Annotated in this window: 24 protein-coding genes; 16 read left to right on the top strand and 8 right to left on the bottom strand. The window is 73.2% G+C overall.

The annotated features are described in order from the left end of the window. Window positions 1-46 precede the first annotated feature (46 nt). Genes ACA514_RS42085 through ACA514_RS42070 form a run of 4 tightly spaced genes read left to right on the top strand, consistent with a single transcriptional unit; the run spans window position 47 to window position 4,924 of the window. Complete coding sequence (locus ACA514_RS42085) at window positions 47-1,612, top strand: ABC transporter substrate-binding protein (protein WP_375047067.1); 1,566 nt, start codon at window positions 47-49, stop codon at window positions 1,610-1,612. Continuing rightward, window positions 1,613-2,602: an ABC transporter permease gene (locus ACA514_RS42080; RefSeq protein WP_375047066.1), complete on the top strand. Its 990-nt coding sequence runs from the start codon at window positions 1,613-1,615 to the stop codon at window positions 2,600-2,602. After that, on the top strand, window positions 2,592-3,464 hold the full coding sequence (locus ACA514_RS42075) for an ABC transporter permease (protein ID WP_375047065.1): 873 nt from the start codon (window positions 2,592-2,594) through the stop codon (window positions 3,462-3,464). Before ACA514_RS42080 ends, ACA514_RS42075 begins: the two co-directional genes overlap by 11 nt. Continuing rightward, window positions 3,461-4,924 (top strand): ABC transporter ATP-binding protein, encoded by a 1,464-nt coding sequence (locus ACA514_RS42070; protein WP_375047064.1) that lies wholly within the window; start codon window positions 3,461-3,463, stop codon window positions 4,922-4,924. Before ACA514_RS42075 ends, ACA514_RS42070 begins: the two co-directional genes overlap by 4 nt. Before the next feature lies 1 nt (window position 4,925). Here ACA514_RS42070 and ACA514_RS42065 read toward each other — a convergent pair whose 3' ends face one another. Further along, window positions 4,926-5,705, bottom strand: a complete 780-nt coding sequence (locus ACA514_RS42065) for an SDR family NAD(P)-dependent oxidoreductase (protein WP_375047063.1) — start codon at window positions 5,703-5,705, stop codon at window positions 4,926-4,928. Between the two features lie 140 nt (window positions 5,706-5,845). Between ACA514_RS42065 and ACA514_RS42060 the strand changes: the two genes are divergently transcribed. Next, a complete protein-coding gene (locus tag ACA514_RS42060) occupies window positions 5,846-6,670 on the top strand; it encodes a helix-turn-helix transcriptional regulator (protein ID WP_375047062.1) in 825 nt (274 codons plus the stop codon). 26 nt (window positions 6,671-6,696) lie between these two features. After that, a complete protein-coding gene (locus ACA514_RS42055; RefSeq protein WP_375047061.1) occupies window positions 6,697-7,410 on the top strand; it encodes a class I SAM-dependent methyltransferase in 714 nt (237 codons plus the stop codon). Window positions 7,411-7,582: 172 nt separating this feature from the next. On the opposite strand, the gene ACA514_RS42050 is transcribed toward ACA514_RS42055, so the two are convergent. Next, a complete protein-coding gene (locus ACA514_RS42050) occupies window positions 7,583-8,125 on the bottom strand; it encodes an SMI1/KNR4 family protein (protein WP_375047060.1) in 543 nt (180 codons plus the stop codon). A 96-nt stretch (window positions 8,126-8,221) separates the two neighbouring features. Between ACA514_RS42050 and ACA514_RS42045 the strand changes: the two genes are divergently transcribed. From ACA514_RS42045 to ACA514_RS42015, 7 genes are all read left to right on the top strand, one after another. Continuing rightward, window positions 8,222-8,593: a BlaI/MecI/CopY family transcriptional regulator gene (locus tag ACA514_RS42045; RefSeq protein WP_375047059.1), complete on the top strand. Its 372-nt coding sequence runs from the start codon at window positions 8,222-8,224 to the stop codon at window positions 8,591-8,593. Window positions 8,594-8,650: 57 nt separating this feature from the next. Next, window positions 8,651-10,561 carry a potassium transporter Kup gene (locus tag ACA514_RS42040; protein WP_375047058.1) on the top strand — a complete coding sequence of 637 codons (1,911 nt, stop codon included), beginning with the start codon at window positions 8,651-8,653 and terminating at the stop codon, window positions 10,559-10,561. A 90-nt stretch (window positions 10,562-10,651) separates the two neighbouring features. Further along, window positions 10,652-11,185, top strand: coding sequence for a toxin-antitoxin system HicB family antitoxin (locus tag ACA514_RS42035; RefSeq protein ID WP_375047057.1), 534 nt, complete (start codon window positions 10,652-10,654; stop codon window positions 11,183-11,185). Window positions 11,186-11,263: 78 nt separating this feature from the next. Beyond that, a complete protein-coding gene (locus ACA514_RS42030) occupies window positions 11,264-12,109 on the top strand; it encodes a DUF4097 domain-containing protein (protein WP_375047056.1) in 846 nt (281 codons plus the stop codon). 26 nt (window positions 12,110-12,135) lie between these two features. Beyond that, a complete protein-coding gene (locus tag ACA514_RS42025; protein WP_375047055.1) occupies window positions 12,136-13,110 on the top strand; it encodes an ATP-binding cassette domain-containing protein in 975 nt (324 codons plus the stop codon). Further along, a complete protein-coding gene (locus tag ACA514_RS42020; RefSeq protein WP_375047054.1) occupies window positions 13,107-13,907 on the top strand; it encodes an ABC transporter permease in 801 nt (266 codons plus the stop codon). The genes ACA514_RS42025 and ACA514_RS42020 overlap by 4 nt, the downstream gene beginning before the upstream one ends. Before the next feature lie 99 nt (window positions 13,908-14,006). Continuing rightward, complete coding sequence (locus ACA514_RS42015) at window positions 14,007-14,783, top strand: polysaccharide deacetylase family protein (protein ID WP_375047053.1); 777 nt, start codon at window positions 14,007-14,009, stop codon at window positions 14,781-14,783. Window positions 14,784-14,801: 18 nt separating this feature from the next. Here the strand turns inward: ACA514_RS42015 and ACA514_RS42010 are convergent, their stop codons facing one another. Together ACA514_RS42010 and ACA514_RS42005 are read right to left on the bottom strand one after the other, a co-directional pair. Continuing rightward, entirely contained in the window at window positions 14,802-15,725 is a 924-nt protein-coding gene (locus ACA514_RS42010; protein ID WP_375047052.1) for an NADP-dependent oxidoreductase, read from the bottom strand. A gap of 19 nt (window positions 15,726-15,744) precedes the next feature. Beyond that, window positions 15,745-16,935 (bottom strand): cytochrome P450, encoded by a 1,191-nt coding sequence (locus ACA514_RS42005; protein WP_375047051.1) that lies wholly within the window; start codon window positions 16,933-16,935, stop codon window positions 15,745-15,747. Between the two features lie 202 nt (window positions 16,936-17,137). On the opposite strand from ACA514_RS42005, the gene ACA514_RS42000 reads away from it, so the two are divergent. Together ACA514_RS42000 and ACA514_RS41995 are read left to right on the top strand one after the other, a co-directional pair. Beyond that, the gene (locus ACA514_RS42000; RefSeq protein WP_375047050.1) at window positions 17,138-20,227 is read left to right on the top strand and encodes an AAA family ATPase; all 3,090 of its coding nucleotides are present in this window, start codon (window positions 17,138-17,140) and stop codon (window positions 20,225-20,227) included. A gap of 84 nt (window positions 20,228-20,311) precedes the next feature. After that, the gene (locus ACA514_RS41995; protein ID WP_375047049.1) at window positions 20,312-21,718 is read left to right on the top strand and encodes an FAD-binding oxidoreductase; all 1,407 of its coding nucleotides are present in this window, start codon (window positions 20,312-20,314) and stop codon (window positions 21,716-21,718) included. Window positions 21,719-21,764: 46 nt separating this feature from the next. Here ACA514_RS41995 and ACA514_RS41990 read toward each other — a convergent pair whose 3' ends face one another. The 4 genes from ACA514_RS41990 to ACA514_RS41975 all read right to left on the bottom strand — a co-directional run bounded on the left by ACA514_RS41990 (window position 21,765) and on the right by ACA514_RS41975 (window position 25,547). Beyond that, entirely contained in the window at window positions 21,765-22,964 is a 1,200-nt protein-coding gene (locus tag ACA514_RS41990; RefSeq protein WP_375047048.1) for a N(5)-(carboxyethyl)ornithine synthase, read from the bottom strand. A gap of 185 nt (window positions 22,965-23,149) precedes the next feature. Next, entirely contained in the window at window positions 23,150-24,472 is a 1,323-nt protein-coding gene (locus ACA514_RS41985) for a tetratricopeptide repeat protein (RefSeq protein ID WP_375047047.1), read from the bottom strand. Between the two features lie 45 nt (window positions 24,473-24,517). Next, complete coding sequence (locus ACA514_RS41980) at window positions 24,518-24,760, bottom strand: hypothetical protein (protein WP_375047046.1); 243 nt, start codon at window positions 24,758-24,760, stop codon at window positions 24,518-24,520. Window positions 24,761-24,794: 34 nt separating this feature from the next. Further along, window positions 24,795-25,547, bottom strand: coding sequence for a L,D-transpeptidase (locus tag ACA514_RS41975; protein WP_375047045.1), 753 nt, complete (start codon window positions 25,545-25,547; stop codon window positions 24,795-24,797). Between the two features lie 93 nt (window positions 25,548-25,640). On the opposite strand from ACA514_RS41975, the gene ACA514_RS41970 reads away from it, so the two are divergent. After that, complete coding sequence (locus ACA514_RS41970) at window positions 25,641-26,330, top strand: response regulator transcription factor (protein WP_375047044.1); 690 nt, start codon at window positions 25,641-25,643, stop codon at window positions 26,328-26,330. The last annotated feature ends 22 nt before the right edge of the window (window positions 26,331-26,352 follow it).

Raw genomic sequence — 26,352 nt, 5'->3', positions numbered from 1 at the left:
GATGCGATGAGTTGGTTACTGCATAGAGTTTGCAATAATGCCGGGCATGCTGAAACGTCCGGTTCTGGCGGTATTGGCCGTTGCGGTGGCGGCGTCGCTCGCGTCCGCGTGCGGGCAGGGGGACGCGTCCGCCCCGGGAAGCAGGGACGGCTCGCTCACCTACGCGATCGGTGACGAGCCGGAGACGTTCAACCCCGGGCTCCAGGACGAGCACACCGACCCGGTCACCGAGCTGGTGTTCCGCGGGCTGACCCGGCACGACAAGGACAACAGGGTCGTCCCGGCACTGGCGGAGTCGTGGACCGTCGCGCCGGACGGGAAGACCTACACCTTCGCGCTGCGGCCCGGCGTCACCTGGCAGGACGGGAAGCCGTTCACCTCCGGCGACGTCAAGTTCACCATCGAGACCGTCCGGGACGCGGGGGCGGGGTCCCCGCTGTCGCGCAACTTCACCATGGTGACGTCGGTCGAGACGCCCGACCCGGCCACCGTCCGCCTCACCCTGGACGAGCCGTTCGCGCCGATGCTGGACGCGGTGTCGATGGGCATGTTGCCGAAGCACCTGCTGCAAGGGAAGAAGCTCACCGACCCCGGATTCGGGCAACACCCCGTGGGCACCGGCCCGTTCGCCCTCAAGACCTACAAGCACGGCCAGTACGCCGAGCTGACCGCGTTCGACGGCTACTACGAGGGCAAGCCGGGCCTGAAGAAGATCGTGGTCAAGTACGTCCCGGACGACTCGGCGCGGCTGATCCAGCTGCGCAACGGCGAGGTCGACGCCGCGAACCTGGCGCCGCAGCAGGCGGGCAAGGCCGGCGGGCACCGGCTGGAGGTCTACCCGACCGCCGACTACCGGGCGCTCATGTTCAACATGAAGGAGCCGGTGTTCGCCGACCGCCGGATCCGGGTCGCGATGAACTACGCCGTCGACCGCGACGCCATCACCAGGAGCGTCGTCCTCGGCTACGGCTCCCCGGCGAAGGGCCCGCTGGACGCCAGTCCCTATGCCGCTGCGCCCGGGTTCGCCTTCGACCCCGCCAAGGCCGCCTCCCTGATGAAGGCGGCGGGCTACGCCAAGAACGCCCAGGGCATGTGGGCCAGGAACGGCAGGACGGTGAAGTTCGAGCTGACCACCTTCGCCGAGGACTCGCTGCGCGTCGCCATCCTCAACGTGTCCGCCACCCAGCTCAAGCAGCAGGGCTTCGACGTCGACCCGCGCCCGCGCCCGCGCGACTGGGTGCGCAAGCACTGGGGCGACCTGCAGGGCATGGTGGTCGGCTGGGGCACGCCCTACGACCCGGACTCCTCGGTGTACGGGCCGTTCGCCTCGTCCCAGGCCCTCGCCAAGGGCGGCTCCAACTACGGCTCCTACAGCAACCCCGCCGCCGACAAGGCGCTGGAGGACGGCCGCTCCACCCTCGACCCGGCCAAGCGCAAGGCCGCCTACACCGCGTTCCAGCAGGCGCTGCAGGACGACCCGCCGTTCGTGTGGATCTCCTACCTCAAGACCATCAACGCCGTCCCGAAGAACCTGACCGGCCCCGCGCAGCGCACGCTCGGCCACCACGGCTACGGGTTCTTCTGGAACGCCGAGACCTGGCGCTACAACTAGATGGCGCTGCGTGTGGTGCGCCGGATGGCGACGGCGGCGCTGGTCGTCGTCGCCCTGTCGGTGGTGTGCTTCGGGCTGCTGGACGCCGCGCCCGGCGACCCGGCCGCGTCGGTGCTGGAGGCCCGGTCGGGCGGGCGCCCGGCGTCCCCGGCGGCCGTCGCCGAGCTGCGCGGCGAGATGGGGCTCGACGACCCGCCGCCCGTCCGGTACTGGCGATGGGCGTCGCACGCTGTCCGCGGCGACCTCGGCACCTCCTACATGTCGGGCCGCCCCGTCACCGAGACGCTCGGCGACACCGTGCCGTGGACGCTGCTGCTCACGGCCGCCGCGGTGCTGCTCAGCTTCGCCGCCGCGCTGGCCGTCGGGCTGGTCGCGGCCCTCACCCGGCGGGCGTGGCTGCGCCGCGGCATCGACCTCCTGCTGTTCGTGATGGGCGGCATGCCCGGATTCGTCGTCGCGTTGCTGCTGCTGTACGCGTTCGCGGCGGCGACCCACCTGATGCCGTCGGGAGGCGTCAGCCGCCCCGGCGAGCCCGTCACCGCGTACGGGCTGCTCGCCCATCTGGTGCTGCCGGCGTGCGCGCTGGCGTTCGGCCACCACTTCAGCGTCTACGTGCGGCTGGTGGAGAACGGCGTCGGACGGCTCCGGGACGCGCCGCACGTGCAGAACGCCCGGGTCCGCGGGCTGCCCCGCCGCACGGTGGTCGCCCGGCACCTGATGCGGCCCGGGCTGGTGCCGTTCACCGCCCGGCTCGGCGTCGGTGTCGGGACGCTGATCGCCGGCGTCTACACCACCGAGGTGATCTTCTCCTGGCCCGGCATGGGCCGGGCGGCCATCACCGCGGCCCGCGCCCAGGACCACCCGCTGCTCATCGCGATCGTCCTGGTCACCGGCCTGATCGTCATCGCGGCCAACCTGGTCGCGGAACTCGCCGTCGCGGCGCTGGACCCGCGCGCCCGCGCCCGGCCGGGCGGTGCCCATGCCCACTGAACCTCCGGCCGCACCGCTCCGGCCGCGCGGGCTGCTCGCCGTCCGGCTGCGGCCCCGGCGGCCCGCGCTCGCCGCGGCCGTCGCGGTGCTGGCCGCGTTCGCGGTGCTCGCCGTCCTGGCGCCGCTGTTCACCTCGCTCGACCCGGTCGCCACCGACACCTCGGCGACCTCGCTGCCGCCCGGCTCGCCCGGCCATCCGCTCGGCACCGACCTGCTCGGCCGCGACCTGTGGACCCGGATGATCTACGGCGCCCGCACGTCCCTGCTGGTCGGGGTCACCGCCGCGGCGATCACCGTCGGGCTGGGCATGCTGGCCGGCGGGCTGGCCGCCGTCGCGCCGCGCTGGCTCGACGGCCTGATCGCCCGCACCGCCGACGTCCTGCTGGCGCTGCCGCTGCTGGTCGTCGTGCTCGCGCTCGCCGCCGTGGCCGGGCCGTCGCTCGGCCTCGTCGTCGCGGCCATCGCGCTGACGAGCTGGATGCCGGTCGCCCTGATCGTCCGCGCCGAGCTGCGCAGCCGCCGCGAGCGCCTCCACATCCGCGCCGCCTACGCGCTCGGCCTGTCGCGCCGGCAGGTCATGCGGCGGCACCTGCTGCCGGGCGCGGTGCCGCCGGTCGCGTCCATCGCCGCGTTCGAGGTCGGGCACGCGATCCTCACCGAGTCCACGCTCAGCTTCCTCGGCCTCGGCGTCCCGCCGAACCGGCCGAGCTGGGGCAACCTGCTCACCGAGGCGCAGTCGCACCTGCTCACCGGCGAGTGGTACACCGTCGCGGTCCCGGCCGCCGCGGTGGTCGCGACGATCATCGCGGTCAACGCCGTCGCCGCTGCGATCTCCGGCCCGTCCGAAGGAAGGGCGTGGTGAGCGGTCCGGGCCTCGTCGTCACGGGCCTCACCGTCGACGTCCCCGGCCGCCGTGTCGTGCACGGCGTCGACCTCGCCGTGCCCGCCGGGCGGATCCTGGCGCTGGTCGGGCCGAGCGGCAGCGGCAAGACCCTCACCGCGCGCGCCATCGCCGGCCTGCGCCCCCACGGCGGCACGGTCCTGGTGGACGGCCGTCCCCCGGTGCGCGGGCGGGACGTCGGATACGCCTTCCAGGACGCCCTGGCCTCGCTGAACCCGACCGTCACCGTCCGGCGGCACCTCACCGAGACCGTCAGGGCGCACCGGACCGGGGACCCGCACGCAGCGCTGGCGCGCTTCGACCTCGACCCCGCGCTCGGCCGGGCCCGCCCGTTCGAGCTGTCCGGGGGCCAGGCGCAGCGCGTCGCGCTCGCGCTCGCGACCGTGCACGAGCCGCCCGTCCTCATCGCCGACGAGGTCACCACCGCCCTCGACCCGGTCACCCAGGCCACCGTGATGGACCTGGTCAGGGCGCAGGCGGCGGGCCGGGCCACGCTGCTCATCACCCACGACCTGAGCGCCGCCGCCCGCTGGGCCGACGACATCGCGATCATGCGGGACGGCCGCATCGTCGAGCAGGGCCCCGCTCGTCGGATCCTGTCCGAGCCCGGCAGCGAACTGGCCCGCGAGCTCGTCGCGGCCGTGCGGGAGACGCCCCGTCCGCCGGAGGCGCCTTCCGCGAAGGCGGAGTCCGCCGAAGGGCTCGCTCTCCAGAAGGTGCGGCGGGTCCTCGGCTCCCGCAGGCGCAGAACCCTGGCGCTGGACGGCGTCGACCTGCGCATCCGGCCGGGCGAGGCCGTGGCGATCGTCGGGCGCAGCGGTTCCGGGAAGTCCACGCTCATCGGGGCTCTCGCCGCCCTCGACCGCCCGGCTCAGGGCACCGTCCTGCGAGGCGGCCGGGACGTGTGGGCGCTGCGCGACCGCGAGCGGCGCGCCGTCCGGCGCCGCACCGGGCTGATCTTCCAGGACCCGCTCGCGTCCTTCGACCCGCGCCGCACCGTCCGCCAGGTCATCGCGGAAGCGGGCCCCTACGACGACGGGCTGCTGCGCCGCGTCGGCCTCGACCCGGCCATGGCCGACCGGCGTCCCGCCACGCTCTCGGGCGGCGAATGCCAGCGCGTCGCCATCGCCCGCGCGCTCGCCCAGGAGCCCCGCGTCCTGCTCGCCGACGAACCCACCAGCGGCCTGGACGTCCTCACGCAGGAGCACATCCTGCGCCTGCTGGACGCGCTGCGCCGCGACCACGGGCTCACGGTCGTCCTGGTCACCCACGACCTGCGGGTGGCCCGCCGCGTCGCCGACCGGATCATCGTGCTGCACGACGGCCGGATCGTCGAGGAGCTTCCCTCCCGCGACCTCGACTCCGCCCGGCACCCCGAATCGGTGCGCCTGCTCCAGGCCACCGCCCTCAGCCCGAGCTAGCTCACTGGGCCGTCCAGCCGCCGTCGACGGCGACGAGCGCGCCCGTGACGAACGCGGAGGCGTCGGACACGAGGAAGGCGATGGCCTCGGCGACCTCCTGAGGGCGCCCGATCCGGCCGATCGGGTGGGCCGGGCCGAAAGAGGCGAGCATCTCGCGGCCGTTGTCGACCACGCCCTCCATGATGTCGGTGTCGATCACGCCGGGCAGCACCGCGTTGGAGCGGATGCCCTTGGGGCCGCCCTCGATGGCGAGCACCCGCGTCATCTGGGCCAGCGCGCCCTTGGACGCGGCATAGGCCGTCTGCGTCTCGAAGGCGACGACCGAGGACACCGAGGCGACCGAGACGATCGCCCCGCCGCCCCCGTCCGCCATGACGCCGAACGCCTCCCGCGCCTGGACGAAGTTGCCGCGCGCGTTGACACGCAGGATGCCCTCGAAGTCGGCGACGGACGTCTCGGTGATCGGCTTGTTGAGGGTGCGGCCCGCGTTGTTGACGAGGATGTCGAGCCGCCCGAACCGGCCGGTCGCCAGCCGCATGGTCGCCCGGGCGAGCTCCTCGTCGGCGACGTCCCCGACCAGCGCCGCGACGCCACCGGGATCGTCCGCGGCGAGCTCCTCGACGGCCTCGGAGCGGTCGGTGACGACCAGCCGGGCGCCCCGTTCGCGCAGCAGGAGGGCCGTCGCGCGGCCGATGCCGCGGGCGGCTCCGGTGACGACGGCGACCCGTCCGGTCAGGTCCCACGAGGCCGGAAGAGCGGTGTGGTCGTGCGTGATGGTCATGGGTTCCTTCTTGGTCGATGCACGTGCCGGTCGGCACGCTTTCAACCCTGACCGGGCCCGCCGGCGGGCAGAAGGGCGCGGTTCACCCTGGGAGTAACGCACCCACCCAGCCCGCCCGGATCGCGACCTACGATGGCGGTATGTCCTCCTCTGAGCTCGGCCTTTACCTGAAGGCCCGGCGGGCCCAGGTCACGCCGGAGCAGGCCGGCGTCCCCAGCATCGGGCAGCGCAGGGTCCCCGGCCTGCGGCGCGAGGAAGTGGCGTCGCTGGCCGGCGTCAGCGTCGACTACTACGTCCGGCTGGAGCAGGGCCGCGAACGGACCCCGTCCGGGCAGGTCGTCGACGCGCTCGCCGCCGCGCTGCGGCTGCCCGAGGACGGCCGGCTGCACCTGTTCCGCCTGGCCGGCCTCAGCCCCCGCGCCCGCGCCGCCGCCGCGACCGACCACGTCGACCCGAACCTCCTGCAGCTCATGTCCGCCTGGCCGAACAACCCGGCGATCGTCTACAACCGCGCCTACGACGTCCTCGCCTCCAACGCGATCGCCGACGCGCTCTTCCACGACTGGTCGCACTCGCGCAACCTGATGCACGTGGTGTTCACCGAGCCCGCCGCCCGCACCTTCTACCGCGACTGGCACGAGGTCGCGCGCAACTCCGTGGCCGGCTTCCGGCTCGGCTACGGCGCCTCGCCCGACGACCCGCGCATCCGGCGGGTGCTCACCGAGCTGCTCGAGCAGAGCCCGGAGTTCGCCGAGCTGTGGGCCCGGCACGACGCGCGCGGCAAGGCGCTGGAGAGCAAGCGCTTCCACCACCGCGAGGTCGGGCCGCTGACGCTGTCCATGCAGACCTTCGACGTCCGCTCCAGCCCAGGCCAGGAGCTCGTCGTCTACCACGCCGAACCCGCCTCGGCCAGCAGCGAGGCCCTCGGCCTGCTCGGCTCCCTCGCCGCCACCGCCGCCGGGTGACCCGCCGCCGCAAGTACCCTTGGCCGGTGTTCTCGCCTCAAGGCCCATCCCTGCGCGAACTGGCGGTCCAGGCGCTGTCGTCGGTCGAGCACGGCTACGACCTGCTCGCCCCCAAGTTCGACCGCACGCCGTTCCGGACGTCCGACGTCCTGCTCGACGCGACCGCCGACGCGCTGCGCCCGCTCGGGCCGTTCGGCTCCGGGCTGGACGTGTGCTGCGGCACCGGCGCGGGCATGCGCGTCCTCGAACCGCTGTGCCGGGAGCGGACCACGGGCGTCGACTTCAGCGCCGGCATGCTCGCGCAGGCCCGCGCGTCCCACCCCGATGCCGAGTGGGTCCAGGCCGACGTCCGATCGCTGCCCTTCACGGACGGGTTCGACCTGGCGGTCACCTTCGGCGCCCTCGGGCACTTCCTCCCCGCCGAGCGGCCCGCGCTGTTCGCCGGGGTGCACCGCGCGCTGCGTCCCGGCGGGCTGTTCGCGTTCCCCATCGGCGGCCCGCCGCCCGTCACCTCGTTCTGGTACTGGGCGCTGCTCGGCTTCGACGCGGCGATGCGGGTGCGGAACGCGGTATGGCGTCCGCCCTTCGTCATGTACTACCGCACCTGCCCGCTGCAGGCGATGCGCGACGACCTGACGGCGGCAGGATTCACCGTGACGACGCCCCCCTTGACCGGCCTGGGGCCCCGCAAGGACGGCGCCCCCCGCTACCGCCTCGTCCTGGCGCGCAAGCCGGGCTGAGGGAGCCTCCGGTGGAGAAGAAGCTGATGAGGAGGCCGCGTTCGTCCACGGCATCACCCTCGACGTGGACGGCGGCCGGACCACCACCGCCGTCATAGCCGCCTGACATCCGGAGGTGTCGGCGCTCGTCAGCGGGTGGCTGGGGTCCCTTCCGTAGCCCCCTGCGCGCCGGTCAGCGGCACATGGCGTCGATGAGGTCGGAGAAGTGCGGGAACTCGGTCCGCGCGTCGTTCACGATCTGGGCGGGGGGACGGGCGCGGCCGGGGGCGTGGCGTTCGGCGATCACGCGGAAGGCGTCGTTCGGTTCGGCGGTGGAGGCGGGGTCGTCCATGGCCTCGGCGGGGCCCAGGCCGGCGGCGAAGAGCCAGAGCAGGTCGCCGAGATCGCGGGCGAGCACGCCGCGCTCGCCCTCGGAGCCGATGTGGACGACGGGCTGGTCCGTGACCGGCGCACCGGGCCGGACCAGCCAGAACCCGGTGTAGTCGCCCGCGCCGGTCGTGCCGAAGAAGCGGAACTCGCTCCCGTCGGCCTCCTGGTTGCCCGTCCACAGGCGGAACCACCACGCCGTCCGGTCGGGCTTCTCGAAGTGCTCGTACAACTCGAAGTCGCAGCCGCGGCCTTCGTCGGTCTCCTCGTCCCACTCCCACTCGAAGCCGATCGCGGCGACCTCGGCCAGGGCGGTGGGCAGTGCGAGATCTGCAGATATGTCCGCCATCCCGGCAGGCTAGCGATCGTCGGTGCCGTCCGGTCGGGTAACGGACGCCTCCCCCTCGGTGATCTGGGTTATTAGTACGCTTGTAGTAACCGAGGAGTGAGTGACGTGTCGCGCAAGGCGCTCGGGCAGTTGGAGGCGGAGGTCCTGGCGGCGCTCGCGAGGCGGGGCGGGGAGGCCGGCACCGCGGAGTTGCTGCCGCAGCTGGACGCCGATCTCGCCTACACGACGGTGAACACGGTGCTTTTCCGGCTGTACGAGAAGAAGCTCGTCACCCGTGTGCGTGCGGGGCGCCATTACCGGTACCGGCTCGCGGTGGACGAGTCGGAGCTCGTGGCCTGCCGCATGCGCGACCATCTGCGCCATGCCAGCGACCCGGGCGGAGTGCTGAGCCGGTTCGTCCGGACGCTCACCGCCGCGGAGGAGCGCAAGCTGCGCGAGATCCTCAGCGGGCTGGACGAACCCCGCTGAACGTCCGCACGTTCCTGATCGGCATGAATGTGCTGGTCATTCGGTAGACCTTGCTTCATGACCGATCAAGGGAGACCGGCCGCCGGGCGGCGCCGGCGCGCGGCGTTGACGCTCGCCGCGCTGGGCGTGGTCTACGGGGACATCGGCACCAGCCCGCTGTACTCGTTGCAGACCGTGTTCTCGATCGACCACGGCGAAGTGCGCCCGACCAGCGGTGACGTCTACGGCGTGATCTCCCTGGTGTTCTGGACGATCACGCTGATCGTGTCGGTGAAGTACGTGACGTTCATCCTGCGGGCCGACAACGACGGCGAGGGCGGGGTGATGGCGCTCGCCGCCCTGGTGCGCCGGGTGCTGGGGGACGTGCGGGGCCGGGCGGCGGTGGCGATGGCCCTCGGGGTGTTCGGCGCCTCGCTGTTCTACGGCGACAGCGTGATCACCCCGGCGATCTCGGTGATGTCGGCGGTCGAGGGCCTGAAGGTGAGCACGCCGGGCCTGTCGCACGTGGTGGTGCCGGTCGCGGCGACGATCCTGGCGGTGCTGTTCGTGGTGCAGCGCTGGGGCACGCACCGCGTCGGGAGCCTGTTCGGGCCCGTCATGGTGGTGTGGTTCGCGGCCCTGGCGGCGGCGGGCCTGGCCGAGGTGATCCAGCGGCCCGGCATCGTCCGGGCGCTGTCGCCGTCCTATGCCGGCGCGTTCCTGGTGGACCGCCCGTTCACCGCCTTCGTCGCGCTGGGCGCGGTGGTCCTGGTGATCACCGGCGCCGAGGCCCTGTACGCCGACATGGGCCACTTCGGCAAGGCACCGATCCGGCGGGCCTGGTTCGCGGTGGTGTTCCCCGCGCTGACGTTGAACTACCTCGGTCAGGGAGCGCTGATCCTGGACGACCCGGACAACATCGAGAGCCCGTTCTTCCTGCTGTTCCCGCACTGGGCGCGGCTGCCGATGGTGGTGCTGGCCACCGCCGCCACGGTGATCGCCTCCCAGGCCGTCATCTCCGGTGCGTTCTCGGTGTCGCGGCAGGCGGTCCGGCTGGGGTTCCTGCCGTACCTGCGCATCCGGCACACCTCGTCGCGCGAGGCCGGCCAGGTCTACCTGCCGGCCGTCAACTGGATCCTGTTCGCCGGGGTGCTGGTCCTGATGCTGGGCTTCCGCTCCTCCGGACGCCTGGCGACCGCCTACGGCCTGGCCGTCACCGGCACCTTCCTGATCACCACCGCGCTGTTCCTGGTGGTCGCGCGGGTGGCGTGGCGGTGGGCGGCCTGGAAGCTGGCGGCGGCCGGGGTCGTGCTCGGCGGCGCGGAGGCCGCCTACTTCGCGGCGAACCTCACCAAGGTCGCGCACGGCGGCTGGCTGCCGCTGCTGATCGGGGTCGCGGTCTTCACGATCATGAAGACGTGGGAGCGCGGGCGCGAGATCGTCACCGACCGCCGGACGGCCAAGGAGGGGCCGCTGCCGGAGTTCATCGAGAAGCTGCACCGGGAGGGTGTCCAGCGGGTCCCCGGCACCGCGGTGTTCCCCCATCCGACCAAGATGACGACCCCGCTGGCGCTGCGCGCCAACTACGAGCACAACCACGTCGTCCACGAGCACGTCGTGATCGTCTCGATGATCTCGGAGAACGTCCCCTACGTCCCCGCCGCCGAGCAGCTCGCCATCGACGACCTCGGCTACCGCGACGACGGCATCCTGCACGTCACCGTGCGGCACGGGTTCCAGGACCGCCAGGACCTTCCGAAGGCCCTGCGCCGCGCCGCCCTCCTTCCGGAGGCCGAACTGCGCTTCGACCCCGACCGCGCGTCCTACTTCCTGTCCCGGGTGACGCTGCGGTCCACGCATCCGGACGGCATGCCGCAATGGCGCAAACGGCTGTTCCTGGCCCTGGCCCGCAACGCCGCCAACCCCGCCGAGTACTTCGGCCTGCCCGCGACGCGCACCGTCGTCATGGGCTCGCAGGTCGACATCTGACGCCGCTGTGCCGTCGCGTTGACGTCGCTCAGATGTCAGTGACGTCATATAGCACTTGACGTGACGTCGCCATGGCGTCATAGTTGTGGCATGGACCTGATGCCGTACGTCGAGAACCTGCGCCGCGAACTCGCCGTCGCCGCCGAGGCGGGCGGGCCGGAGGCGCGCGCGCTGGCCGAGCGCCTGACGGGCCCGCTGGAGTCGGCCCTGCGGCTCACGCTGCTGGAGGCGCTGTCGGCCGCGGCGGACGAGATCACCAGCGACCTCGCGCCGGGCTCGGTCGACGTGCGGCTCCGCGGCGGCGACCCGGCGTTCGTGGTGACGCCGGCGCAGCCGTCCTCCGCGAGCACCGCCGCGGAGCCGGCGGAGACCGCGCCGTCCGGCGCGCCGCCTACCACCGCGCCGTCGCCCGGCGAGGAGGGCGGCACCGCGCGGATGACCCTGCGGCTCCCCGAGCACCTCAAGCTGCGCGTGGAGGCCGCCGCCGGCCGGCAGGGCGTCTCGGTGAACGCCTGGCTGGTCCGCGCCATCTCCGCCGCCTTCGAGCCCGGTGCAGCGAGCCGTCCCGCCGACCGGCCGCAGCCGTCCCCGACCGGGCGCAGCTACACCGGCTGGGTGCGCTAGCGACCGCCCCGCCCTACCGCTCATCGCCCGGCCGCCCAGGCCGGGATTTCGCTCCGGACCCGTGAGGAAGGCTCCGCCATGCCCGAATTCGACACCCCCGAACCGATCACCGCCGACATCGACGTCTACATCGGCCAGGTCCGCGTCCACGCCGGCGACCGCACCGACACCGTGGTCGAGGTGCGGCCGAGCGACCCGTCCCTCGAGGCGAGCGTGCAGGCCGCCGAGCGGACGATCGTGGAGTTCTCCGCCGGGCGGCTGCTCGTCAAGGGCCCCAAGCCCAAGGGGCTCGCGCACCTGCGCTCCTGGCGCGGCGCCATCGACGTGACCGTCGCCCTGCCCGCCGGGTCCCGCGTCGACGCGAGGGTCGCCGCGGACTTCGTCGCCACCGGCAGGCTCGGCGAGACCGTCCTGCGCAGCCTGAGCGGCGACGTCCGGCTGGAGGAGACCGGCCCGCTGGAGGCCAAGGCGTCCATCGGCGACATCACCGTGGACCGGGTGACCGGGCCCGCCGAGGTGACCGCCTCCACCGGGACGGTCCGGATCGGCGCCATCGACGGCCCCGGCACGGTGAAGAACTCCACCGGCGGGATCACGCTCGGCGAGGCGACCGGCGACCTCCAGCTGAAGACGGGCATCGGTGACATCACCGTCGACCGCGTGCCCGCCGGCCTCACCGCCAGGACCGCGCACGGCCGGATCCGGATCGGTGCGGCGATCAGCGGCACCGTCCGCATCGAGGGCGGCCACGGAAAGGTCGACCTCGGCATCGCCGAGGGCACCGCCGCCTGGCTGGACCTGAACTCCAAGAACGGCGTGGTGCGCAACGCCCTGGCCGCCGCCGAAGGCCCCGAGACCAGCGACGCGGTCGTCGAGGTGCACGCGCAGACCAACTGGGGCGACATCGACGTCCACCGGGCCTGACCGGCCCTCCACCAGAAGGAGCCCCCATGAGCGACGCGATCACAGCCGAAGGGCTGGTCAAGAGATACGGCGAGGCGACCGCGCTGGACGGGCTGAGCTTCACCGTCCCGCAGGGCACCGTGCTCGCCCTCCTCGGCCCGAACGGCGCGGGCAAGACCACCACGGTGCGGATCCTGGCCACGCTGCTGCGCCCCGACGCGGGCCGCGCCACCGTCGCCGGATGCGACGTCGTCCGCGACGCCCGGCGCCTGCGCTCCCACATCGGGCTGTCCGGCCAGTACGCCGCCGTCGACGAGCACCTCACCGGCGCCGAGAACCTCGAGATGGTCGGACGGCTGTACCACCTGGGCGCCAAGCGCAGCAGGGCCCGCGCCCGCGAGCTGCTCGAACGCTTCGACCTCACCGGCGCCGCCGACCGCCCGGTGAAGGGCTACTCCGGCGGCATGCGCCGCCGCATCGACCTCGCCGGCGCCCTGGTCGCCGACCCGCCCGTCCTGTTCCTGGACGAGCCCAGCACCGGTCTGGACCCCCGCGCCCGCGCCGCGCTGTGGGACACCATCGCCGAACTCGTCGCGGGCGGCAGCACGCTGCTGCTGACCACCCAGTACATGGACGAGGCCGACCATCTCGCCGACCAGGTCCTGGTGGTCGACCACGGCCGCGCCATCGCCCGCGGCACCGCCGACGAGCTCAAGGACCGGGTCGGCGGCAACCGCATCGAGGTGACCGTGACCGGCGCCGCCGAGCTGGAGACCGCCCGGGAGGCGCTCGCCTGGGTCGCCGTCGGCCCCATGCGGACCGTCCCGGAGTCGCTGCGGATCACCGTTCCGGTCACCGACGGCGCCGAGGCGCTCCGCCGGGTCCTCGGCCGGCTCGCCGAGGAGGGCGTCCGGGTCCGGGACGCGGGACTGCGGCGCCCCACCCTCGACGACGTTTACCTCACCCTGACCGGGCACCAGGCGTCCGGTACCGACGAGCAGACGCGGGAGGCCATCGGATGAACGCGGTCACCATGCCGGTCATCGACGGCTGGACCATCGCCAAGCGCAACGCCCTGAAGATCAGGCGGTCGCCGGACATGCTCGGCGGCGTGATCATGCTCCCGATCGTGCTCGTGCTGCTGTTCGCCTACGTCTTCGGCAGCGCCATCCACGTTCCGGGGATGTCGTACCGGGAGTTCCTGCTGCCCGGCATCTTCGTCCAGGCGGTGATCATGAGCGCGCAGATCACCGGCTACACGCTCACCCTCGACCTGCAGAAGGGCATCTTCGACCGGTTCCGCTCGCTGCCCATGGCCCCGTCCGCGGTGCTGATCGGGCAGACCGTCAGCGACCTGCTGATGAACCTCGCCGGCCTGGTCGTCATGGCGGCGGTCGGGCTGGCCGTCGGCTGGCGGGTGCACACCTCGCCGCTGGAGGCGGTGCTCGGGTTCGGGCTGCTGATGCTGTTCGCCTACGCGTTCTCCTGGGTCACCGCGACCGTCGCGCTGGCCCTGCGCACGCCGGAGAGCTTCAACAACATCGCGACCATGGTCTCGTTCCCGCTGGTGTTCGTCTCCAACGCCTTCCTCGACAGCTCCAGGCTGCCCGCGCCGCTGCGCGTCGTCGCCGAGTGGAACCCCGTCTCCACCTTCACCCAGGCGGCACGCGAGCTGTTCGGCAACACCAGTCCGGCGCTGAAGACCTCGGACGTCTGGCCCATCCAGCACGCCGTCCTGGCGTCGCTGCTCTGGATCGCCGTCCTCCTCGTCGCCTTCGTCCCGCTGGCGACCCGCCTCTACAAGAAGACGGTCGGCTGACGGCCGTCAGCCGACCGGTAACCGAGAAGAGGAGCGCCAACTCGAAGGCTTGACGGACCATCTCACTTGTCAATGCCCCCCACGACAAAGGACACCCGAATGGACCGCCGTCACGTTCTCACCATGATGGCCGCCGCCGCTGCGGGCGTGGCGGCCGGTGCGGTCCCCGAGCTGCGGCATTCCGGACGGCACCAGCCGGCCCACGCGGCGGCCCGCCGGACGCCGCCACCGCCGCCGGACCCCGGATTCGCGCCGGCGCGGACCATGAGAGCCGCCACCAACCCGATCCACTCCCTGCACGAACTGGCCCCGGCCGCGCCGCCGAACGCGGTCGCGCTGACCATCGACGACGGGCCGCACCCGTACTGGACGCCCAAGGTCCTGGACGTGCTCGCCGAGTTCGACGTGCACGCGACCTTCAACATGATCGGCGAGCAGGTGCCGGAGAACACCCGGCTCGTCCAGCGGATCGTCGCGGCCGGGCACCAGATCGCCGACCACACCCTCACCCACCCGATCAACCTGCCGAAGCTGCCCGCCCAGCGCATCCGGCAGGAGATCGCCGAGGCCCACGACCGGATCGCGCAGGCCGCCTCGGCCGCCCCGCGGTTCTTCCGCTCCCCGGGAGGCGCCTGGTCGCAGCAGGTCGTCGAGACCGCCACCGCGCTCGGGATGATCTGCGTCGACTGGGGCGTCGACCCCCGCGACTGGGCCCGTCCGGGCGTCCCGCACATCACCGCGGACCTGGAGAGGGCCAAGCCGGGCGACATCCTGCTGTGCCACGACGGCGGCGGCGACCGCTCCCAGACCGTCGCGGCCCTGCGCACCGTCATCCCCGCACTCAAGCAGCGCGGCCTGACCTTCGTCGCCCTCTGAGGAGACGGCGCGCGTGCATCAGCCGGAGGCGCCCACGGGAGAGCCGACCACCAGCACGAGCTTCCCGCGCGCGCGACCGCTCTCGCCGGCGCGGTGCGCCGCCGCGACGTCGGCGAGCGGGAAGGTCCGCGCGACCGGGAGCGAGAAGCGCCCGGCCTCGATCAGGCCGCCGATCCCGGCGAGCGCGTGGAGCGCGCGGCCGGTGTCGCCGCGGCTGAACCTCACCCCGTGCTCCCGCGCGCCGGCGAAGTCGGCGACCGTGACGACGTGCTCGGCGCCGCCCGCGAGCCCGATGAGCTCGGGCAGGACGCCGCTCCCGGCGACGTCGAGCGCCAGGTCGACGCCGTCGGGCGCGAGCGCGCGGACCCGCTCGACCAGGCCCTCGCCGTAGGCGACGGGCTCGGCCCCCAGCGAGCGCAGGTACTCGTGGTTCGCCGGACTGGCGGTGCCGATCACGCGCGCGCCGCGCACCACCGCGAGCTGGACCGCTGCGCTGCCGACGCTGCCGGACGCGCCGTTGACGAGCAGCGTGCCGCCGCCCTCCACGCCGAGCTGGTCGAGTGCGCGCGTGGCCGTCTCGACGGCGGCGGGCAGCGCGGCGGCGCCGGTGAAGTCGAGCGACGGCGGGATCGGCGCGTAATGCGACAGCACCGCCAGCTCGGCCTGCGCCGCCCCCTCGGTGGAGAAGCCGAACACGCGATCCCCGACCGCCACGTCCGCGACGCCCTCACCGAGTTCGTCGACGACGCCCGCCGCCTCGTAGCCCATGGTCTGCGGGAGCCCCTCGTCCATCAGGCCCTGCCGCTTGTTCCAGTCGCTCGGGTTGACGCCGGCCGCGCGCACCGCGATCCGCACCTGCCCGGGACCCGGATGCGGATCGGGAAGATCCGCGATCTCGAGAACCTCCGGACCCCCGAACCGCTGGAAAAGGGCTGCCTTCATCATTCGCTCCGATCTCGGTTCAGTGCGTCGGGGGCGCCGCGCGTACAGGTCGCCAGGTGAGGGGGAGGGTGTCCAAGCCGAGGACGAGGCTGGCATGTTCGGTCGGACGGGCGCCGTCGGGAATGCGGTAGTGCGGGATGCGGCGGTGCCACTCCTCCAGGGCGATGCGCAGTTCCAGGCGGGCCAGGTGGGAGCCGAGGCAGCGGTGCGGGCCGGCGCCGAAGGCGATGTGCCGGTTGGGCGTCCGGTCGAAGTCGACGGTCTCCGGGTCGGCGAACACGCGGGGATCCCGGTTGGCCATCGCGAGGGGCAGCATGACCATGTCGTCTTCGTTCATGGGGCAGCCGTGGGCCGTGGCGTCCGCGGTGAGCTTGCGGGCGGGCAGCACCAGGGAGTAGGCGCGCAGCAGCTCCTCGACGGCGTCGGGGAGGATGCCGGGCTCCGCCGTGATCCGGGCCCGGTCGGCGTCATGGCGCGCCAGATGCCAGAACGAGTACGACAGCTGCGCGGCGACGGTGTCCAGCCCGGCCAGGAACAGCAGGGTGCACAGCTGCAGCAGCTCGTCGTCGGTGACGGGCCTGCCGTCCGGCTCGAAGGCGATGGCCGCGCTGACGACGTCGTCGCGCGGGTCCCGGCGCCGCTCGGCGATGAGTTCCTGGAACAGGGCCGCCACCTTGCCCATGGCCTCGGCGCGTCCGGCCCCCGCCGACCGCGCGTGCAGGATCGCGTACTCCCACTCCAGGAACTCCTCCAGCCTGCCGACCGGCAGCCCCATGAACTCCAGGAAGACGGCGGTGGGGTAGCGGCGGGCGAAGTCCGTGACGAAGTCGCACGACCCCCGGGCGGCCAGGGCGTCGATCAGCTCGCCGCATCGCCGCCGGACGGCGTCCTGCATCGCGGTCGCGCGCGCCGGGGTGAACAGCGGGCGCAGCAGGCGCCGCCACGTGGTGTGCGCGGGCGGATCCAGCATGACCGGGATCCACTGGTAGGACGGTTCCGGGTCGCTGACGGCGATGGCCCGGCTGGAGTGGGACGCGGTGTCCTGGTAGGCGGCGAGGATGTCGGCGTGCCGGGTCAGCACCCAGAAGCCGCGCCCGGCCGGGCTGTGGAAGGCCGGGCACCGCTCGCGGAGTTCGTCCAGCATCGCGTGGGTGGCGCCGGCCGGCCGGGGCTCGCCGAAGGGGTCGAAGTCGATCCGCGGATGGCTCATCGGCGATCTCCCTTGCGCGCGGCGCGGCTGCCCCCGGGCCGGCCGTCCCGCCCCTGCGGCACGTCGGTCGGCCCGGCCTCCAGCATCCCAGCCGCCGCCCGGATCGGCGACCGCCCTCGGCGGCGGATCGCGCGCGGCCGACGGTGGCCAGGGGCGGGCGGCGCGGCGGAGCTAGCCTGGGATGTCGGGAGGCCGGGTCGACATGCTCTACGCGTCCCTGCTCGGGGACCAGGTCATCGGCGACAGGACCGGGGTGCGGTCGCGTTCACCGCGCACGGTCGGTCTCGTCGCGTACCTGGCCGCCCATGCGGGTTCGCCGCAGACCCGGCAGCGCATCGCGGGGGTCTTCTGGCCGGACTCGCCGGCCGGGCAGGCGCTGACCAACCTGCGCCGCGAACTGCACCACCTGCGCAGGGTGCTCGGCCCGGAGCCGTCCCTGGTGATCACCTCCAGGGATCTGTGCTGGCGCGACACCGGGACGTGCCGCGTCGACATGCGCGTCTTCGCCGTCCGGTGCGAGGACGCCCTCGCGGCGCTGGCCGCAGGGGACGGCAAGGCGGCCGTCGAGTTCGCCACCGGCGCGATCGCCCAGTACAAGGGGGATCTCCTGCCCGGGGTGTACGACGACTGGGTGCTGGACGTCCGGTCGGAGCTCGAACGCCGGTGCGTGGACATGTGCGATCTGGTCGCCACGACGAGGACCGGAACGGGGGACCTGACCGGGGCCGTGGACGCCGCCCGCCGCCGGATCCGGTTGCAGCCGCTGGAGGAGGTCGGCTACCGGGTCCTGATCCGGTTGCAGGCCGACTCGGGTGACCGGGCCGGCGCGATCAGCACCTACCACCATTGCGCCTCCGTCCTGGAACGCGAACTCGGTGTCGTCCCGGATCCGGCGACACGGCGGGCGTTCCAGCGGCTGATGGCGGGCGCGGGCGAGGAAGCGGCGGTGGTGGGGCCGGCCGCCGGACGGTCCGGCGGCGCGGTGCCCCAGCTCGTCGGCCGGTCGCGGGAGCTCGGCCTGCTGGACGGTCTGTGGCGGGCCGCCGCGGCGGGCCGTCCCGGCTTCACGCTCGTGCGGGGTGCCGCCGGCGTGGGGAAGACCCGCCTGGTGACCGATTTCGCCGAGCTCGCCCGGCGGCAGGGCGCCGTCGTGGCGGGCAGCCAGTGCTTCGGGTCCTCGGGACGGCTGGCGCTGGCCCCGGTGGCGGACTGGCTGCGGGACCCGGCCGCCCAGGCGGCCGCCGCGACGCTCGACGAGGCGTGGCGCGCCGAGGTCGACCGGCTGGTGCCGGTGGCGGGCCACGGGCCGCGCGGCGCCGGGTCGCGGGCCATGGCGGACGCCTGGCAGCGGCCCCGCTTCTTCGAGGGCCTGGCGCGGGCGCTGATCGCCGTCGGCCGGCCCATGCTGCTGGTCCTGGACAACATGCAGTGGTGCGACCAGGAAACGCTGGCGTTCCTGACGTTCTATCTGGGGCTGGCCCGCGACGCTCCGGTCATGGTGGCCGGGACGCTGCGCGACGAGGGGCCCGGGGACTCCCCGGAGCTCGCGGACTGGGCGGTCCGGATGCGGACCGCCGGGCTGCTCGCCGAGTTCTCCCTCGACCCGCTGGAGGCCGCCGGCACCGCCGCCCTCGCCGAGGCGATCAGCGGGCGGCGCCTCCCCGCGGCCGACGCGGACCTGCTGCACGCGACGACGGGCGGGTTTCCGCTCTACGTCGTGGAGACCCTGCGCGGCGGCGCCGGTCCGGACGGCGTCCCGCTGTCCATCGGCGACCTCACGTCGGTGCTGCGCAACCGCCTGGAACGGGCGTCCGCGCCGGCCCGGGAGGTCGCCGGCCTCGCGGCGGCCGTGGGGACCGACTTCACGCTGGACCTGCTCACCGAAGCGAGCGACCTGGACGCCGGCGCCGTGGTCGGGGCGGTCGACGAGCTGTGGCGCCAGCGCATCATGCGGGAGTTCCGGGGCGGCTACGACTTCGCCCACGACCTGCTGCGCGACGCGGCGTACGCGGGCGTCAGCCCGCCGAGGCGGTGGCTGCTGCACCGCCGGGTCGCGCAGGGGCTGGAACTGCTGCACACCGATGACACCGACGCGGTCTCGGCGCAGCTCGCCGAGCAGTACGCGCGCGGCGGGCGCCCCGACCGCGCCCTGGCCTACTACCGGCGGGCGGCGGAGGTCGCCGCCGGGCTGTTCGCCCACACCGAGGCGATCCGGCTGCACCGGAAGGCGCTGTCGATCGTGCGCGCCCTGCCCGAGGGCCGCGACAGGGACACCAAGGAGTTCGAGGTCCTCCAGGCCATGGCGGCACCGCTCAACGCCAGGTACGGCTACGCCTCCCCGGACCTCCAGGAGACCCTCGAACGCTCCGTCGACCTGGCCGAATCCCTCGGCCGCGACGACGCGGTCCCGGCCGTCCTGGTCGCGCTCTGGACGTCCCGGTTCGTCCAGGGCCGCACGGCCGACGGGTACCGGATCGCCGTCCGGGCGCTGAACATCGCCGGCGCCGACTCCGAGCCGAGCGGTCCGGCCCACCTCGCCGCCGGCGGGACGGCGGTGAGCCTCGGCATGCCCGCCGAGGCCCTGCGCCACCTGCGGCTCGCCGTCACGCTGACGCGCGGCGCCTTCCTGCTGAGCGTCGGTACCCGCCCCGACGTCCACGGGACGGCCTGGGCGGCGCACGCCCACTGGCTCCTCGGCCACGACGGCGACGCGCTGGCCGGCTGCACCGACGCGATCGAGCACGCCCGGGTGATCGGGCACCCCTACAGCCTGGCGGTGGCGCTGGCCTACGGCGGCATCACCCGCCAGTTGCGCGGCGACCTGCCCGAACTGGGGGACACCGTCGCCGAGCTGCGGGAACTGTGCGACCGCTACGACTTCGCCTACTACCGGGAGTGGGGCCTGATCCTGGACGGGTGGCACCGGGGCGGCGAGGCGGGCGTGGGCCTCGCGCGGCAGGGCATCGGGAACCTCAGGTCCCAGGGCTCGTTCGCCCGGATGCCCTACTGGCTGTCGCTGCTGGCCGACCTGCTGGCGCGCGACGGCCGTCCGGACGCGGCGTGCGCGACCCTCGACGCCGCGCTCGCGGACGGGCAGGCCCATGACGAGCTCTGGTGGCTGCCCGAGCTGATGCGGATGCGCGCCGCCTACGACGACGGCGACAGGGCCGTCTCGCGGCTGCGTTCCGCCGCACGGATGGCATCCGGCCAGGGCAGCGCCGCGCTGCTCCGGCGTTGCGAGCGCGACCTGCGGATCCGGCGTCCCGAGCCGGGCGTTCGCCCCATCGGCTGAGACGGCCGCGCCGGGCGAACGCTCCGCGAACGCCCCGCTTCCTAACGTCGTTCACATCGAGCAACGCGTCCAAGGGGGAGCGCCATGAGCACGGCAACAGAGACGACCGCCGCGGCCCGCTACGACGAACTGGCCGGGGCCCTGCGCGGTGACCTGATCAGGCCCGGGGACGCCGCGTACGACGGGGCGCGCGCCGTCTACAACGCCATGATCGACAAGCGCCCGGCCGCCATCGCGCGCTGCCGGGACGCCGTCGACGTGATCGCCTGCGTGCGGTTCGGCCGCGCGCACGGCGTCGACCTCGCCGTCCGGGGCGGCGGGCACAACGCCGGCGGCCTCGCCGTGGCGGACGGCGCGCTGGTCATCGACCTCTCGGCGCTGCGCAGCACCACCGTCGACCCCGCGGCCCGCACCGTCCGCGCCGACGCCGGATGCACCTGGGGGGACGTCGACCACGCGACCGTCGGATTCGGCATGGCCACCCCGTCGGGCTTCCTCGCCTCCACCGGCGTCGGCGGGCTGACGCTCGGCGGCGGCATCGGCTACCTGTCGCGCCGGTTCGGCCTCACCGTCGACAACCTGGTCTCCGCCGACGTCGTCCTCGCCGACGGCACGTTCGTGACGGCGAGCGAGACGTCCCACGGCGACCTGTTCTGGGCGCTGCGCGGCGGCGGCGGGAACTTCGGCGTCGTCACCTCGTTCACGTTCCGCTGCCACGACATCGGCGAGGAGGGCGTCATCGTCGGCGGCCCGGTGCTGTACGACTTCGCCGACACCGCCGACGTCATGCGCTGGTACCGGGAGCTGCTGCCCTCGCTGCCGGAGGAGCTGAGCGGCTGGCTCGGGCTGATCACCGTGCCGCCGGCCCCGCCGTTCCCGGAGGAGCTCTGGGGCCGCAAGTCCTGCGCGATCGTCTGGTGCTACACCGGGCCGCACGACCGGGCCGACAAGGTGCTCGAACCGGTCAGGACCTTCGGCTCGCCGCTGCTGGTGGGCGTGCAGGAGATGCCCTTCACCGCCCTGCAGAGCGCGTTCGACGGCCTGTACCCGGCCGGCCTGCAGTGGTACTGGCGCGCGGACTTCTTCGACGAGATCTCCGACACCGCGATCGACGTCCACCGCAAGTACGGCGAGCGGCTGCCGACCGGCCACTCCACCATGCACCTCTACCCCATCGACGGCGCCGCCGCCCGCGTCCCCGCCGACGCCACCGCCTTCGCCTACCGCGACGGCGGCTGGGCCGGCGTCATCGTTGGCGTCGACCCGGACCCGGCCAACGCCGACCTCATCTCGCAATGGGCACGGGACTACTGGCAGGAGCTGCACCCCACCTCGGCCGGCGGCGCCTACGTCAACTTCCTGATGAGCGAGGGCCAGGACCGGGTCCAGGCCGCCTACCGCGGCAACTACGCCCGGCTCGCCCGCATCAAGAACCGCTACGACCCGGACAACATCTTCCACATCAACCAGAACATCCAGCCCGCCACCTGAGGCGGAGCGGGCCCGGTGCGGAGCGGGCCCGGTGCGGCACGAGGCTTCAGACCGGCTCGTCCGCCGTGTGCGGGTAGCCGGGGGCGCGGTGCTGGAACGACAGGATGGCGGGGTTCTGGACGACGCCGTCGCGGATCTCGACGGCCTGCCGGATGGTCTTGTCGGCGTCCCAGGCGGCGGGCCCGTCGAGGACCGTCGCCAGGTGCGGGATCAGGGCCTGGCTGATCTCCCAGGTCGCGGAGTCCCACAGGTAGGAGGGGCTGTGGTCGACGCCGTAGTGGTGGACGTTGTGCCCGACCGTGAACATCGGATCGGTGAAGGTCGTCGGCCGCGCCCACTCGAAGCCCATTCCCGCGTCGCAGGAGACGTCGACGATGAGGGTGCCCGGGGAGAAGACCGGCAGGTCGTCGTTGGTGGCGAACATCAGCGGGGCGCCGGTGTCCTGGAGGACGCAGTTGACGACGATGTCGTGCCGGGCGAGGAAGGCGGCCGTCGCGATCGGGCCGTCGTCGGTGAGGGCGCGGGTGCGGGCGGGGGTCTCGGGATCACGATCGAAGTGGACGATCTGCGCCGAGTGGATGGGCGAGCCGACCGCGCTGACGCCCCGGTGGGTCAGGACGTGGACGTCGTGGACGCCGTGCGCGTTGAGGGCCGTGACCGCGCCCCGGGCGGTCGCCCCGAAGCTGATGACGGCGGCGTGGCGCCGCCGTCCGTAGGCGCCGGTGGAGCCGGTGAGGGCGAGGGCGTGCAGGACCGAGCAGTAGCCGGCGAGCTCGTTGTTCTTGTGGAACACGTGGAGGTTGAACCCGCCGTCGGCCGTCCAGTGGTTCATCGCCTCGAACGCGATCAGGGTGAGCCGCCCGTCGATGGCGGCCTGGGTGAGCTCCCGGTCCTGGACGCAGTGCGGCCAGCCCCACAGGACCTGGCCGGGGCGCAGTTCCTTGAGGTCGTGGGCCAGCGGCTTGAGCAGCAGGACGACGTCGCAGCGGGCGATGAGCCGGTCGCGGGGGAGCAGCCCGGCGACCTGGGGGGCGAGCTCCTCGTCCGAGATGCCGAAGGGCTCGCCGTAGCCGCGTTCGAGGTAGATGCGCGACCGCAGGCCGGGGTCGATCCGGCGGAGGTGCAGCGGATGGATCGGCTGCCGGTGCTCGTTCTCCTTGGCCGTACGCGCCAGGACGCCGAGGCTCAGACCGGTCTTCGGGTCGTTCCCGGCCGCGACGGCGGCGGAACGCTGGGGTTCATTCATGATCGGCAAAACGTCCCCTCTCGGGGGTGTAGCCGGTGGGGCGGGTCAGCCTCAGGGCTGGATGCCGCCGTTCCCCGGCTTCTACGACCCTACTTCAGGGCCCGGAGGGCGGCGTCCTCTGGAAGCCTCGCGGCCGCCCCCGTGCGGAAGGGGGCGGCCGCGAGACGCCGGGGCTTCGGCGGTGGTCAGGTGGCCTTGCCGCGTGCGATGTAGAGGTTCATGTGGGTGAAGTCGAGGGTGATGTTGTAGGGCTTCCAGAAGCAGTGGGCCAACCAGCCGGTGGCGTCGTATCCCGGGCCGTAGGGCCAGGGCACGTTGATCGGCATGTTCGGGTCCGTTTCGCAGTAGAGGTCGTTGGCGACGGCGTCGCCCAGGCGGATCTCCTTGGGGTAGCAGGGATAGGTGGTGGTCGCGTGGCTGTGGCCGAAGGTCCCGATCGGGCGGTCGTGGTCGGTGCGGACGCCCAGCCGCTCGGCCACCTCTCCGGGCATGCCCGCGACCAGTTCGCCGATCCCGCCGAAGTTCACGCCCATCACCCGTGGGCCGGATCCGGAGGAGCCGGCGATGCTGCCGATGCTGCTGAGATCGTGGTCACGGGACAGCCACAGTGGCAGGGGCCTGGCGCCCGCCCTGGCGGCGTCGGCGCGTAGCCTCGCGGCCGCCTGCGGGGTCGGACGGCGCAGGATCAGCGACCGTCCGGCGTAGTCGAAGGTGGTCAGCAAGTGGTAGAAGACCCACGTGCCGATCAGGCCGTCGTTGTCCGTGCTGACGTCCTCGCCCGATTTGGTCGAGGACCAGCCCACGGGGACGTTGCGCAGTTCGAGGCCGCCCAGCTTGAACGAGTCCAGAATCCCGTAGTACACCCAGATGGGAAGACCTTCGAACTCGCTTTCCTCCTTGTACACGGGGGTGAGTCCGGCTTCCTTGGCGACCGACGCGGTCACGCTGAGATTCGGGGCGCCGGTGTAGAACGTGAAGCTCTTGGACGGTCCGCCGTTGAGCGAGACCTCCACCAGTGGCTCCGGGTCCGTCTGCTGCCATTCCACCTGGCCGGTGTCGCCGTGGATCTGGTACGCCTCGCCGCGGATCGCCGCGAACCATTTGGCGTAGCCTTCCTCGCCGGCCGCACGCCAGCGAGGAACGGAGAGGGAGAACTTGTCCTGCCGGATGTAGCAGTCGCCCAGCAGCGCGTTGGTCTCCTTGTCGTCGGGCGCCATTTTGAGGGCCATCGTGAGGTACTTCTCCGCGTCGGGGAACTTGTTGGCCAGTAGCCCGACATAGCCGCGCTGGCGCGCCGCGTGCAGGTTCGTGGGGTCCTTTTTCAGGACCTCCTCGTATGCTCGGCCGGCCTGCTCGAACTTCCCGGCCTTGAACAACGCGTCCGCGTCACCGCCGTCGGCGTGCGCCGTAGCCGCCTTGCCTAGCAGCGGTGCGGTCGCGGCGGCACCGGCCACCACGGCCGCGCCCCGTAACAGCGAGCGCCGGTCCCATCGCCGGTCATCGGCCACGGGCGTTCTCCTTTTCGTGAGAGATGTGCGGGCCTGCGGGCCAGGTCAGCCGGTGTAGTTCGGCGTCCTGGGGATGGCCTTGCCGGGCGGCATGGCGATCGGCCGCTCGCCGGGCTTCGACGGCCGCTCGCCGGGCCTGGACGGCCTGTCGCCGGGGCGGCCCGGCTTCATGGGGCCGGGTGAGGCGGTCGGGTGGGGCGCGGTGGTGTCGGCCTCCGCGGTGGCCAGGGTGGTGCCGGCCAGGCCGACGCCCAGGGCGACGGCCGCGATGAGGGACTTCAGGCGCATTGATGTTCCTTCCGGTGGTGTTTCCGCTGGTGTTTCATTCCTTGACGACGACAGGCGTGCCGATCGCCAGGTTCTTGGCCATCCAGGTGATGTCGTCATTGCTGACCCGCACGCAGCCGTGGCTGGCCTTGCCGCCCAGCGCCGACGCCTTGTTCGTGCCGTGGACGGCGAGCTGTCCGGGGCCGCCGGCGAAGCTCTTCAGCGTCGGCGAGAAACCGCTCAGCCCGAAGGCGTACGCGCCGTAGCCGCCGCCCGGGTCCGGCGGTTCGACCAGCTCGGTGAAGTAGAAGCGGCCGACCGGGGTGGGGGTGCCGCCCTCGCCGGTGGCGACCTTGCCGGTGCGCAGCACCTTGCCGCCGTCGAGGACGGTGAACCTGAACGCCTTCGGGTCGATCTCCAGCCGGCGGGTCGTCGCCGACAGCTCGACGTCGGATGCCTTGACCCAGCCGGTACTGCCGTTGGGCCGGATCGGCAGCAGCACCTTGAGCCAGTCGCCGTCCTCGGCGTCGACGAGGAAGACCCGGGTGGCGCCCATCTCGTTGGGATTGGACAGCGTCTTCCAGACCGCGCCGTCGCCCTTCCGCTTGTGCACGGCGATCCGGCGGCCGAGCACGGTCGCTATCTCCGCACCGCCCTGCCGCTGTGGCTCGGCGGCGGCGGCCGCCGGGCGGCTCGCCTTGGGCGGGCCGTCCCCCGATCTGCCGTCGCCCGACGAGCCGCAGCCGGCCGGCCCGGCGATCAGGCCGGCGGCGAGCAGGGCGCCGGTGTGAATGGTGAGGTGGCGCATGCCGCGAGATGCTGGCCAAGGAAAGTGAAGAACCTGTGAGGCCGATGTGGTGATCCCGTGGCGCGGGTGACGCGTCGCCTACCCTCGGGGCCTATGTGCGCGAATGTCCTGGTCGCGGAGGACGATGCCAAACAGGCGGAGCTGCTGCGCCGCTATCTCCGGCGCGAGGGGCACTCCGTGGTCGTCGTCCACGACGGGCGGGCCGCCCTCGACGCGGCCCGCGCCCGCCGCCCCGACCTCGTCCTGCTCGACGTGATGATGCCGGTCGTGGACGGCCTCGAGGTGTGCCGCGGGCTGCGCGCCGAGTCCGACGTGCCGGTGCTGATGCTGACCGCCCGCTCGACCGAGGACGACCTGCTGCTCGGCCTCGACCTCGGCGCCGACGACTACGTCACCAAGCCGTACAGCCCGCGCGAGCTGATGGCCCGGGTGCGCACGCTGCTGCGGCGGGCCGGGCCGGGGAGCGGCGAGCGGGTGTACCGGGTCGGCGGCATCACGGTGGACCCCGGGCGGCACCTCGTGCTCGCGGACGGGCGCGAGGTCGGGTGCACGCCCGCGGAGTTCCGCCTCCTGGAGGCGCTGGCCGCGCGGCCGGAGCGCGTCTTCTCCCGGGCGCAGCTCCTGGAGCACCTGCACGGTTTCGACCGCTTCATCACCGAGCGGACGGTCGACGTGCACGTGAAGAACCTGCGCAAGAAGATCGAACCGCAGCCGCGGCGGCCGGTCCGGCTGCGCACGGTGTACGGCGTCGGGTACAAGCTGGTCGGCGACCGTGCGCCCTAGCCCGACCGTGCGCCCTAACCCG

It is taken from the genome of Actinomadura sp. NTSP31, assembly GCF_041951385.1.
Taxonomy (GTDB): domain Bacteria; phylum Actinomycetota; class Actinomycetes; order Streptosporangiales; family Streptosporangiaceae; genus Spirillospora; species Spirillospora napierensis.
The sequence above is the reverse complement of the archived record's forward strand: the minus strand, read 5'-3'. Positions and strand labels throughout refer to the sequence as shown.

What these genes read in the sequence shown, in the direction of transcription:
- ACA514_RS42085 (WP_375047067.1), top strand. Translation starts at nt 47, where the DNA reads ATGCTGAAACGTCCGGTTCTGGCGGTATTGGCCGTTGCGGTGGCGGCG.
- ACA514_RS42080 (WP_375047066.1), top strand. Translation starts at nt 1,613, where the DNA reads ATGGCGCTGCGTGTGGTGCGCCGGATGGCGACGGCGGCGCTGGTCGTC.
- ACA514_RS42075 (WP_375047065.1), top strand. Translation starts at nt 2,592, where the DNA reads ATGCCCACTGAACCTCCGGCCGCACCGCTCCGGCCGCGCGGGCTGCTC.
- ACA514_RS42065 (WP_375047063.1), bottom strand. Translation starts at nt 5,705, where the DNA reads ATGACCATCACGCACGACCACACCGCTCTTCCGGCCTCGTGGGACCTG.
- ACA514_RS42060 (WP_375047062.1), top strand. Translation starts at nt 5,846, where the DNA reads ATGTCCTCCTCTGAGCTCGGCCTTTACCTGAAGGCCCGGCGGGCCCAG.
- ACA514_RS42050 (WP_375047060.1), bottom strand. Translation starts at nt 8,125, where the DNA reads ATGGCGGACATATCTGCAGATCTCGCACTGCCCACCGCCCTGGCCGAG.
- ACA514_RS42040 (WP_375047058.1), top strand. Translation starts at nt 8,651, where the DNA reads ATGACCGATCAAGGGAGACCGGCCGCCGGGCGGCGCCGGCGCGCGGCG.
- ACA514_RS42035 (WP_375047057.1), top strand. Translation starts at nt 10,652, where the DNA reads ATGGACCTGATGCCGTACGTCGAGAACCTGCGCCGCGAACTCGCCGTC.
- ACA514_RS42030 (WP_375047056.1), top strand. Translation starts at nt 11,264, where the DNA reads ATGCCCGAATTCGACACCCCCGAACCGATCACCGCCGACATCGACGTC.
- ACA514_RS42025 (WP_375047055.1), top strand. Translation starts at nt 12,136, where the DNA reads ATGAGCGACGCGATCACAGCCGAAGGGCTGGTCAAGAGATACGGCGAG.
- ACA514_RS42020 (WP_375047054.1), top strand. Translation starts at nt 13,107, where the DNA reads ATGAACGCGGTCACCATGCCGGTCATCGACGGCTGGACCATCGCCAAG.
- ACA514_RS42015 (WP_375047053.1), top strand. Translation starts at nt 14,007, where the DNA reads ATGGACCGCCGTCACGTTCTCACCATGATGGCCGCCGCCGCTGCGGGC.
- ACA514_RS42010 (WP_375047052.1), bottom strand. Translation starts at nt 15,725, where the DNA reads ATGAAGGCAGCCCTTTTCCAGCGGTTCGGGGGTCCGGAGGTTCTCGAG.
- ACA514_RS42005 (WP_375047051.1), bottom strand. Translation starts at nt 16,935, where the DNA reads ATGAGCCATCCGCGGATCGACTTCGACCCCTTCGGCGAGCCCCGGCCG.
- ACA514_RS42000 (WP_375047050.1), top strand. Translation starts at nt 17,138, where the DNA reads ATGCTCTACGCGTCCCTGCTCGGGGACCAGGTCATCGGCGACAGGACC.
- ACA514_RS41995 (WP_375047049.1), top strand. Translation starts at nt 20,312, where the DNA reads ATGAGCACGGCAACAGAGACGACCGCCGCGGCCCGCTACGACGAACTG.
- ACA514_RS41990 (WP_375047048.1), bottom strand. Translation starts at nt 22,964, where the DNA reads ATGAATGAACCCCAGCGTTCCGCCGCCGTCGCGGCCGGGAACGACCCG.
- ACA514_RS41980 (WP_375047046.1), bottom strand. Translation starts at nt 24,760, where the DNA reads ATGCGCCTGAAGTCCCTCATCGCGGCCGTCGCCCTGGGCGTCGGCCTG.
- ACA514_RS41975 (WP_375047045.1), bottom strand. Translation starts at nt 25,547, where the DNA reads ATGCGCCACCTCACCATTCACACCGGCGCCCTGCTCGCCGCCGGCCTG.
- ACA514_RS41970 (WP_375047044.1), top strand. Translation starts at nt 25,641, where the DNA reads ATGTGCGCGAATGTCCTGGTCGCGGAGGACGATGCCAAACAGGCGGAG.